Below are 11,244 nucleotides of genomic sequence, written 5' to 3' on the forward strand. Positions count from 1 at the left end.
AAAACTGGGAGATGAAAGGGGACGCGAATGGATACATCCATACATCGTACAGCTATCGTTATACTTATTGTGATTCTTCTAGGCGGATGTACATGGAAACAGCAGCAAGAGCCAGCTCATCCAGAATCAGTACAGCCGGTATTGCCGGGAGAATACTTTATCACTCATCACTTAATGACAGACCAAGGGATGATTCGCACCTCTTTTGCAGAGCAGCATATTTACTTATCTGAATCGCTTGGACTTTGGATGGATTATCTTGTTCAAAAAAAAGATCAACCATCTTTTGACCAACAGGTAGACGTCCTGCACACTCAATTCTTACTAAATCATGATCTTCTCAGCTGGCAAATTGAATCACAACAAAAAAGTAAGGTCAATGCTTTAGTCGATGATTTACGTGTAGTGGCAGCACTTCAAAAGGCAGATCAATTGTGGCAGAAGTCAGCATATCAGACCACAGCGAAAGAAATCGCACAAGCGTTAAAAGACAACAACATGTTCAAGGGCATACTCACCGATTATTATGATGCATCGACAAAGCAAACTTCACACACAATCACACTCTCATATATGGACCCAAAAGCAATCAAAGAATTGGTATCCCTCCAAATATTCACGAAACAAACGATGATCAACCAATTGGCCATTCTAAAAAATGCACCGAGACAAAAAGGGTTCTTTCCTAAATCCTATGACATAGCGAAAAAAGCCTACTCATTTGATCAAGAAATCAACTTGATTGATCAACTTTATACGGCTCTCCATGCCGAACATGCACAGGTTGATACATCTGAGATCATGAAATGGCTAAAAACGAATTTTCAAGAAGAAGGAAAACTGTACGGACGATATGAGCTGAACTCATTGAAGCCAGCTGTGACGTATGAATCGCCTTCGGTATATGCACTGGTGATCTTATATGCTCTCAATCAAGGAGAGCTGGATTTTGCAAAAGATGTCTATCACCGAATGAAAGAATTACAAATCCAAGATCCTCTCAAGCCTTATTACGGAGGATACATGAACGAAAAAGAAACACACTCATTTGATAATTTATTGCCTCTTATTGCAGAAAGGGAGCTTCTAAATGAATCGGTTATTCAGTAATACGTATCGCTTGTATTATTCTCTGCTCCTCACGTTTGCAGGTCTTATTTTGTTTATGGGCTACTTAAACGTACATGATGCGGAGAGCTTCATGATCATCGCGCTGACATTTGTCGTGTTAGGATGCGGCATTTTATTTGGTATTTTACCAGCATTAATTTTCACCTTACTTATTTTGTTCTTTATAGGAAGTGTCATGTTCTTTACAGAGCTTGGACACACGAATCCGCTCTTTACCAATCAAACATTGCAAGATGTGGTGATCTGGGGCGTGGCACTCCTCTTTTTCGCTATTTCAGCAGGGAACATGCATGAGCGTATCAAGACGATGCGTCACACCATTGAACAACAAAAGCAGGCAATCAAACAATTTGTGGCGATTGACTCGACAACAGGGTTTGACAATGCAGAGCGGATGAAGCTGGAATTGTCCGAGGAAATGAAACGGGCAGAACGATACAAACAGCCATTTGTCTTTATCCTTCTTCATATGCACTACGCAGCAGAATTCAAATCGTTATATGGCGAAAAAGAAATGCAGCACCTTTTTCAGCAATTGAGTATCAAGATCCGCGAGAGTGTGAGAGAAACCGATAAGAAATTTCGATTATCCGAAGAACGAATGGGTCTGATGCTCACCCACACACCTGAAGAAAACGTTTCTGTCGTCCTTGATAAGCTAAAGGATAAACTGCAAACGCATGTCTTACTAAACGGTCGTGAGGTGACCCTGACATTTCATGTCTGTCATTTAACAAGCAGCTCGGCTTATCGTACACCAGAGCAATTTTTAGAAGAACTAGAAAACGAGATGATGATGAATGAACTTTAATCCTTTGATGAAATGCTGTTTGTTGATCGCTCTTTTTTTGATGCTCTCGTTCAAACACATATATTCAGCCGAAGCTCATGTTGCGCAGCCGAATACCCTTATTATTTATTCGACAGAATCGGGTGAAGTGACCCCAGCTGTTCATATGCTTGATTTACTCGTCGGTCATTTTACCAAACGAACGACGATTGTATCCGATGAACAAATGGCTAAAAAGAAGCTCAATGAATTTCAGCAAGTCATCTATATCGGTGAAGTAAAGAAAGCATTGCCAAAACAAACCATTCGTGCGATCAACAAATCTAAACGTTTAATGGCCATTGGATACAATGCGGAACAGTTTCGCACATTCTCTAAGCTCACTTTTCATAAACAAGATCACACCAGTCAAATCAAACGTACACATGATCAGACCTACCGTCAGCTTGAGAGAGGTATCACAGCACTATCGGTTCAAGGGGCAAATCTGCAAAGTGAATTTCTATTGAAGAAAAATCAAGCTGCTCTGCCATTTGTGGTTCAAACAATAGAAGGTGCGGCTTATATCGGAATGTTAGATGTAGTGCAACAGAGCAAGCTTCTGGCAGAAGTGCTAGAAACACTCCTGCCGCCCTTTGATCAAGTGACGACAAAATACTTACGACTAGGGAATATCAGTCCAGCCACTGACGAGAAGAAGTTGCTTGAACTTGGACATTACGTATTCGCCCGGCATATTCCTTTTCTTATAGCAGTGACCCCTGTATGGATTGATCCGGCAACAGGTGATGAAGTGACACTGAATGACCGTCCTCATCTTGTGAATGTGTTGAAACAATTCCAAAGCAATGGAGCTAGCGTGATTCTTCATGGATTTAGCCGTACGTATCGAACCGAGGAATCTGGTCAGGGCTTTGAGTTTTGGGATGTAAAGTACGATCAGTCTATTACCTCAAATGAACCGAAGAAAGCTGAAAAGAAGCTGAGTAAAAGCCATTTTCCAAATGAAAAAGACTTCGATGCTTATACCAAATCCGCTCAGCACCAAGAAGTCATCTATACAGAAGAAAAACTGACAAAAGGCATTGAGCTTCTAACGCAGCAAGGACTCTATCCACTTGCATTTGAAGTGCCGCATGATGCCATATCTCAACAAGGCTATCAAGTGGTTTCTCGGCATGTTTCAAGTCTATTTGGACAGGTACAGCTTTCGGATCGCACATGGAAAACAAGTGGTGCACCGCCATTTATGGCGACACCAGCCATGCTCCATGGCATGACCTTATATCCTGAACAACCTGTGGATACAGCGTCTGACCAAGAGGGTTCAAACGTTCTGACCGAACAGACGATTCAATCCATGCAACATATTCAATCTGCCACGATTGGACTGTCCTATGATGTGGAATCGGGCATAGATGGTCTACAGGATCTGATGACACAGTTGGAGGCGATCCCTTCTAGTGAATGGCTGGATTTAAAGAAAACAAAACAGACTGTCCAAACCGAACATGTACAGATCAAAACATCAGGTAATGGACAGATTCAAGTACAGCAATCCAACATAGCAGAAACAAAAACAGTCAAAAGAAGCGGCATGGAAAATATGCTGCGAATTCTCACAGTCGTGGTGCTGCTATTTATTGTGGCATTTGCTTTTTACACATTGTATTTAAGGCTGACAATGAAAAAACGAATTTTTAAGGAGAGAAAATCAGGTGGCTGATGTCTTATTTTATCTTTCATTAATACTGATTTGGATCATGCTCCTATACCATATGTTTCTGATGCAGGGCGGCTTTCAGCACTATCTAACCTACGAAAAAGTGCTGCCTAAATGGACGAAACAAGGGAAAGAGCTGCCGACCGTCAGTATTCTTATTCCTGCTCATAATGAAGAGGTGGTCATTCGGCAAACGTTAAAAGCAATGGTTCAGCTATCCTATCCAAAACATCTTCTTGAAATCATTGTGATTAATGACAATTCCTCTGATCGTACCGGAGACATCGTACAATCATTCAGTGAGCAATATGATCATGTCCATATGATTGAAACGAAGCCGCCATTTGCAGGAAAGGGGAAATCCACTGCACTGAATGAAGGCTTGAAGGCTTCTACAGGAGAAGTTATTTGCGTATACGATGCAGATAACACGCCTGAACAAAAGGCTGTCTATCATTTAGTTCTTGGATTATTGAATGATCCAAAAGCTGGCGCTGTTGTCGGGAAATTCAGGGTCATCAATGCAACTAAAAATCTGCTCACCAAATTCATTAACATTGAGACCATATGCTTCCAATGGATGGCACAGGGCGGGAGATGGAAATGGTTTGGTATTACGACCATACCAGGCACAAACTTCGCGATCCGCCGGCACATCTTAGAAGAGCTTGGCGGCTGGGATGTTCATGCTTTGGCTGAGGACACCGAATTAACGATCCGTGTTTATAACCTGGGATATGTGATTCGATTTTTCCCTGCTGCGATCACATGGGAACAAGAGCCTGAGACTTGGAAGGTCTGGTGGCGGCAGCGAACGCGCTGGGCTAGAGGCAATCAATATGTTGTACTTAAATTTTTAGGGCAGTTTATGAAGCTAAAACGAAAACGAATGATTTTCGATTTGTTTTATTTTTTCTTTACGTATTTCTTGTTTTTCTTCGGTGTACTGCTCTCAAATGGCATATTTATCGTGAACTTATTTGTTGATCTTCACTTATCTGTAGGGACTGTTGCACTGATCCTATGGGGATTGGCCTTCTTCCTCTTTCTAACAGAAGTGATGATTACATTAAGTATTGAGAAAACAGAGCTGACCAAACAGAACATCCTCATTGTGGCTCTCATGTACTTCACCTATTCTCAAGTATGGATTGCGCTTGTTGTGTACTCCTTATGTGTAGAGGCGAAGAGTCGATTATTGAAACAAGAAGTGAAATGGTACAAAACAGAGCGTTACGATCAACAACAAAAGAAAAGCGGGTGACAAATTGAAATCGGTAAAATGGATGATTTTTATATTGGCATTATCCCTTGCCATTCAGCCTTTTTTCATGACAGGTCAAGCAATGGCGCAATCAAATAAAGTACAGGTAAAAGATGATTGGGTACGTTCATCAAAAGGAAGTAAAGCAGAAACGCAGCACTTAACAGAAGATGTGGTGACCTTATACGGACAAGAAGACCGTACTGAATTTTCCTATCAAGTTGACAAAGAAAAAGTAGAGTCTAGCACTCTTACATTGAATATAGAGGCTTCTCCATTACTCATTTCGCCATCCTCATTCACTGTCATGATTGATGGAGAGATTGAAAAAACCATCCCCGTATCAGGGAAAAACCAAAAGAAATCGATTCAAATCAAATTAAACAAAGCACAACTGAAAAAGGGATCTCATCGAATTCAGCTCGCATTTTACGGCGTCTTAAAAGAAGGTGTGTGTATCAACCAAGAGACACCTGCCAATTGGCTAAAGGTATATCCTGAAAGTAAGCTGGCATTCAAAGGAATTCAAACGAAAGACCTTACATTAGACAGCTTCCCATCACCTTTCATTCAAACAGGTGATCAGAAAGAGCAAACAAATATTGTGCTTCCAAATACACCAGATGAGGCTGAATTAGAAGCCGCCATCAAGGTATACCGTACGTTGAAAAACAAAGATCGCCTAGCAGACATCAAGCTCATTCAAGAGAAGGACATCCAGCAAATTGCGCATCCAACCATTGCTGTGGGAGCAAAAGGAAGCTGGAATGGACGAATGAGATCGATTGAGCAAGCTGCCGAGATTCAAACAGAAAGCAATCATATCACCTTAGCGGTTAGAACCCTGATAGCAAAGAAAAAAGAACAGCCTGTCTTATTTGTCACAGCTGACCAGCCAAGAACAATTGCTGAAAAAATCAATGTCCTCACTCAGCCAGAACTGACAGGTCAACTCACTGGCACGGACTTAATGCTTCAAAAGGTCGCAGCTAAAACCACTAAGCCATCTCACCATATTCGTCTAAAAGATTTTGGTGGAGATGATGTCACTGTTGGGACCAAAAAGACGGCGTCTGATCACTACTATTATCCGAAAGCATTGATTGCTAACCAAAAATCAGGCGCAAAGCTCAATCTGTCATTTAAAAAGTCTAATGCAGCAAACAAAACAGAACGGTTAACTGTGATGATCAATGACGAACCGCACGACGTACCACTAACAAAACTAGGCAGTAAAGATGAAAATGGTTTCTATCATGTGTCGGTTCCAGTAGATGCAAAGGTACTGCAAAAAAATGAATATATTGATTTGCAATTTGTCACAACTGGTTTTAAAAACATGGAATCTTGCAGGCATACGGATGAAGAAGGCTGGATTTTCATTGATAAGAACAGCTCCCTTCAAATTCCAGAAGGAACAACTAGTAATACACCGGATTTAGCCACATGGCCGCGTCCTTTCACTTCAATGACGCAGCAAGAAGAAACAATGATCATCATGCCAGATCAAATCAAACGTGAAACGATCAATCAAATGGCGATGCTAACAGAATCATTTAGTCAGCCAGAAGCTGCTCAATATCATTTGATCAAAGCCTCTAATGTGACAAATGAACAATTGAAAAATCACGCTCTCATTTTCATCGGGGGCATTCAAACGTTCTCTCTTTTAAAAGAAAAAGCAGACGATCTGATCGTTCCAACGAAAAAGGATCAATACGATGTATCCTCTTTTGGCATGATCAATGAAACAACTGCTCGTATTGTATGGACGCAGCCATCTGTTTGGAATAAAGAACAGACAATGACGGTCTTTTCAGGAATGAATGCAGCTGAAGCTGACGTTTCAAATGAAGTGATTCATTTCCTTCAAACAAATACGGAGACTTCAACAGTTGCGATAGAGAGCAAAAACAAAGACATGTTCTCTAATCATCAAACGGTCAGCAGCGCATCAAGCGACCTGAAAACAGGTGAAAAACAAAGCAGCAGCGAGTCTTGGATCTACTTTGTATGTATAGCTGCACTAATCCTTTTTGTGCTTGCAATGATTATCTATTTCGTACGAAAAAACCGTAAAAAGACTGAGTTTTAAACGCTCAAAAGACCTTGAAAAAATCTCTTTACTTTGGTGTCAAACGGGAGTATGATCTCTTTTATAAAAGACCAATCGCTGAATCATTTCGATGAGCGGGGGAACCAATTGTGGTATAAAACACCACGTGGGGTGAATCCTTTTAAGGTAGGGCAAAGTCTCATGCGCCCGAATCCGTCAGCTAACCTCGTAAGCGTTAAAGAGAGCAAAGACCAACCTGTGATCTAAACTATAGGCACAGGGGCATTCTATTGCCTCTGTGTCTTTTTGGCGATCCATATTTTGTAACTTAAATCGTTTGACACTAAAGGAGCGGGCAACACATGTACAGTTTGATGAAGCGTATTTTAATTGGTAAACCATTAAAATCACAGGCAGCAGGAGAACAAAAACTATCAAAAATCAAAGCTTTGGCATTATTGTCATCAGACGCATTGTCATCAGTTGCATACGGTACAGAACAGATTTTGATTGTTCTATCAGTCGTCAGTGCGGCGGCGTTCTGGTACTCACTCCCGATTGCAGGTTGTGTATTAATTCTTTTAATGGCGTTAATTCTATCTTACCGGCAGATTATCTATGCTTATCCAGAAGGCGGCGGGGCTTATATCGTCTCTAGCAGGAACTTAGGTGAAAAACCCGGGCTGATCGCTGGAGGATCATTGCTGGTAGATTATATTTTAACAGTAGCAGTGAGCATTTCAGCGGGTACTGATGCCATCACATCAGCTTTTCCAGCACTATATCCATATCACGTCTTGATTTCAATTGTATTGGTCATCGTGATTATGGTGCTCAACCTTCGTGGATTGACGGAATCGGCATCTATTTTGGCTTATCCTGTGTACCTGTTTGTATTCTCACTTCTTATTTTAATTGGAGTCGGCGGCTTTAAACTATTAACAGGGCAAGTGCCGCCAGCACCTGAGCATACAGCGTTTGGCACACATGTATCAGGCATTACATTATTTCTTTTATTAAAAGCATTTTCATCTGGCTGTTCTGCTCTGACTGGAGTTGAAGCCATTTCAAATACGATTCCATCCTTTAAAAAACCAGCAGCACAAAATGCAGCGAGAACATTACTGATGATGGGTGGATTACTGGCCGTTCTATTTGTAGGTGTGACATTGCTTGCATTTGGCTTTGGCATCTCACCAAAGCCAGAAGAAACGGTTGTGTCACAAATTGCATCAGACACATTTGGGCGTACATTTTTCTATTATGTCATACAGGCTGTCACGGCTTTAATTTTGATACTAGCAGCAAATACCGGCTTTTCAGCCTTTCCTTTATTGGCTGTTAACTTAGCTAAGGATAAATATATGCCGCGTATGTTTACTGTAAGAGGAGATCGACTTGGTTACTCCAATGGCATTATCTTTTTAGGCGTAGCCTCCATGCTGCTCATTTGGCTGTTTGATGGGAAAACTGAGCACCTGATTCCGCTATATGCTGTCGGTGTATTTATTCCATTTACCTTGTCTCAGACCGGCATGTGTGTAAAGTGGATTCGTGAAAAACCACAGGGTTGGAAAACGAAAATGCCAATCAATATAGTGGGAGCACTTATTTCTTTCACGGTTCTCATGATTCTCATTTTGACTAAGTTCCATCTTGTATGGCCATTATTTGTTTTCATGCCAATCGTTCTATTGATCTTTCATGCCATCAAAAAGCATTACCTGTCTGTAGGAGAACAACTGCGTTTATTGAATGAAACAGAGCCGGTTGAGATCAAAGGAAACGTGGTCATCGTACCAATAGCAGGAGTAACTCGTGTCGTCGAACAATCTGTTCAATATGCAAAATCCTTATCAGATCAGGTCATAGCGGTTCACGTCTCCTTTGATAAAGAGAAAGACAAGAGAATTGAAGCAGATTGGGAAAAGCTGAATAGTGATGTGCGTCTTGTGATTTTACATTCGTCTTATCGAAGTCTCATTCACCCTCTTGATAAATTTCTTGAAACAATTGAGGCAAAAGCAAATGCGCATCAATATAAAGTGATGGTGCTCGTGCCTCAATTCATCCCGAAAAAAAGATGGCATACCATCTTGCATAATCAATCTGCTTTTTTATTAAGATTCCGTTTGTTATGGAAGCGGGATATTATTGTCGCCACCCTTCCATATCATTTTAAAAAGTAACAGGCGCAAGTTGAAACGTTTGATCAAAAGGGTGCGGTGGTATGGAGTAAGAAAAAAGGAGTTTTCTCACATGCCGCAAAGAACCGCAGGAAAAGAAGTAACAGCGCTACTGGAAGAGTGGGGCGTGAAACATATTTATGGAATGCCTGGTGACAGTATAAACGAATTGATCGAAGAACTAAGGCATGAATCAAGCCAAATACAATTCATACAAACGAGACATGAAGAAGTGGCAGCACTTTCAGCAGCGGCTGATGCCAAACTAACAGGTAAACTCGGAGTTTGCTTATCAATTGCTGGACCCGGTGCTGTCCACTTATTAAATGGACTATACGATGCAAAAGCAGATGGTGCGCCCGTTTTAGCGATTGCAGGGCAGGTTGCTTCGAGCGAAGTAGGCAGAGACGCATTTCAAGAAATCAAATTAGAGCGGATGTTTGACGACGTAGCTGTCTTTAATCAGCAGGTACAAACAGCAGAAGCTCTGCCAGACTTATTAAATCAAGCCATCAAAGCAGCCTATACCCATAAAGGCGTGGCAGTTCTCACCGTATCGGATGATTTATTTTCTCAAAAAATTAAGCGTAAGCCCGTTTATACATCTCCTCTTTATGTAGAGGGAGAGATGCGGCCAAAGAAAGATCAACTGCTAAAGGCTGCTCAGCTCATTAACAATGCGAAGAAGCCAGTTATCTTAGCAGGTAAAGGATTAAAAAATGCGAAAGAAGAGCTTCTTGCATTTGCTGAAAAGGCAGCTGCACCTATCGTCATTACACTTCCTGCAAAAGGAGTTGTTCCAGACAGGCATCCGTACTTTTTAGGAAACCTAGGTCAAATTGGAACGAAACCAGCATATGAAGCGATGGAAGAATGTGATCTCTTAATCATGCTCGGAACCTCCTTTCCATATAGGGATTACTTACCGGAGGACACACCTGCCATTCAATTGGATATAAAGCCAGATCAAATCGGTAAAAGATATCCGGTAGAAGTGGGAATAGTAAGTGACAGCAAGAATGGTTTGCATGAACTGACCTCCTATATTGAATATAAAGAACAGCGTGGTTTTCTTGAAGCTTGTACAGAGCATATGATGAAGTGGCGAGAAGAAATGGATAAGGAAAAATCCGTTGCAACATCACCACTTAAACCGCAACAAGTCATCGCTAGATTAGAAGAAGCAGTCGAAGATGATGCCATTCTTTCAGTTGATGTCGGCAATGTGACGGTATGGATGGCACGCCATTTCGAAATGAAAAAACAAGATTTCATTATCTCCAGCTGGCTTGCGACAATGGGCTGCGGTTTACCTGGAGCCATATCGGCTAAATTAAACGAACCGAATCGCCAAGCCATTGCTGTCTGTGGTGACGGAGGCTTCACAATGGTCATGCAAGACTTCGTCACAGCTGTAAAATATAAGCTTCCGATCGTTGTCGTGATCTTAAATAACAACAACCTTGGAATGATTGAATATGAACAGCAGGTAAAGGGAAATATCAATTACGGTATAGAGCTAGAAGATATCGACTTTGCAAAATTTGCAGAAGCATGTGGCGGCAAAGGAATCTCAGTGTCAACACATGAAGAACTAGCACCAGCCTTTGATACAGCACTTCAATCCGATAAACCAGTCATTATTGATGTCGCTGTGACCAATGAACCGCCACTACCTGGGAAAATTACGTATACACAAGCAGCAGGCTTTAGTAAGTATTTATTGAAAAAATTCTTTGAAAAAGGTGAGCTGGATATCCCTCCACTTAAGAAAAGTCTAAAACGCTTTTTTTAAACACAACGTAGTCGGTCCTCTAAAAAGAGGGCTGGCTTTTTTTGTGATGAATGGGCAAACATATTTCAATTGTCACTTGTTTTATTCTCTCTAAAAATATTTGGAAACTATTTTTGTAACTTAAAGCCTATTTTTCCAACTAGCTGAGAAAGGTAAAATAGACTTTATGATCAATAATGGAGGGTACACTTGATGATACGAGCTTTGGCGGCGATACCTTCGTAGAAGAACACTTTTTAGACAATGCAGTCCATATGGGTATCAAAAACGCCAAAAGCATTGTGAAGGATCAAAAAAAG

The 11,244-nt window shown here is 41.2% G+C and carries 7 protein-coding genes and 1 riboswitch; all 7 genes read left to right on the forward strand.

From position 1 onward, the window contains the following. The first annotated feature begins 27 nt into the window (after window positions 1–27). Window positions 28–1,110, forward strand: coding sequence for a glycosyl hydrolase family 8 (locus BA70_RS16970; protein ID WP_034324736.1), 1,083 nt, complete (start codon window positions 28–30; stop codon window positions 1,108–1,110). Beyond that, a complete protein-coding gene (locus tag BA70_RS16975; protein WP_034324737.1) occupies window positions 1,091–1,942 on the forward strand; it encodes a GGDEF domain-containing protein in 852 nt (283 codons plus the stop codon). Before BA70_RS16970 ends, BA70_RS16975 begins: the two co-directional genes overlap by 20 nt. After that, window positions 1,932–3,647: a DUF2334 domain-containing protein gene (locus BA70_RS16980; protein ID WP_034324738.1), complete on the forward strand. Its 1,716-nt coding sequence runs from the start codon at window positions 1,932–1,934 to the stop codon at window positions 3,645–3,647. The genes BA70_RS16975 and BA70_RS16980 overlap by 11 nt, the downstream gene beginning before the upstream one ends. 37 nt (window positions 3,648–3,684) lie before the next feature. Next, window positions 3,685–4,908 carry a glycosyltransferase family 2 protein gene (locus BA70_RS16985; RefSeq protein ID WP_420834687.1) on the forward strand — a complete coding sequence of 408 codons (1,224 nt, stop codon included), beginning with the start codon at window positions 3,685–3,687 and terminating at the stop codon, window positions 4,906–4,908. Between the two features lie 4 nt (window positions 4,909–4,912). After that, window positions 4,913–7,003, forward strand: a complete 2,091-nt coding sequence (locus BA70_RS16990; protein WP_034324741.1) for a cellulose biosynthesis cyclic di-GMP-binding regulatory protein BcsB — start codon at window positions 4,913–4,915, stop codon at window positions 7,001–7,003. Window positions 7,004–7,069: 66 nt separating this feature from the next. After that, window positions 7,070–7,214, forward strand: a riboswitch (cyclic di-AMP (ydaO/yuaA leader). Between the two features lie 112 nt (window positions 7,215–7,326). Continuing rightward, entirely contained in the window at window positions 7,327–9,153 is a 1,827-nt protein-coding gene (locus tag BA70_RS16995; RefSeq protein ID WP_034324744.1) for an APC family permease, read from the forward strand. Window positions 9,154–9,223: 70 nt separating this feature from the next. Then, window positions 9,224–10,945: a pyruvate oxidase gene (locus BA70_RS17000; protein ID WP_034324746.1), complete on the forward strand. Its 1,722-nt coding sequence runs from the start codon at window positions 9,224–9,226 to the stop codon at window positions 10,943–10,945. The last annotated feature ends 299 nt before the right edge of the window (window positions 10,946–11,244 follow it).

The sequence above is a fragment of the Bacillus zhangzhouensis genome (assembly GCF_000715205.1).
Lineage (GTDB): Bacteria > Bacillota > Bacilli > Bacillales > Bacillaceae > Bacillus > Bacillus zhangzhouensis.

Excerpts from the sequence above, each read along its gene's own strand:
- BA70_RS16970 (WP_034324736.1), top strand. The coding sequence starts at position 28 with ATGGATACATCCATACATCGTACAGCTATCGTTATACTTATTGTGATT.
- BA70_RS16975 (WP_034324737.1), top strand. The coding sequence starts at position 1,091 with ATGAATCGGTTATTCAGTAATACGTATCGCTTGTATTATTCTCTGCTC.
- BA70_RS16980 (WP_034324738.1), top strand. The coding sequence starts at position 1,932 with ATGAACTTTAATCCTTTGATGAAATGCTGTTTGTTGATCGCTCTTTTT.
- BA70_RS16985 (WP_420834687.1), top strand. The coding sequence starts at position 3,685 with ATGCTCCTATACCATATGTTTCTGATGCAGGGCGGCTTTCAGCACTAT.
- BA70_RS16995 (WP_034324744.1), top strand. The coding sequence starts at position 7,327 with ATGTACAGTTTGATGAAGCGTATTTTAATTGGTAAACCATTAAAATCA.
- BA70_RS17000 (WP_034324746.1), top strand. The coding sequence starts at position 9,224 with ATGCCGCAAAGAACCGCAGGAAAAGAAGTAACAGCGCTACTGGAAGAG.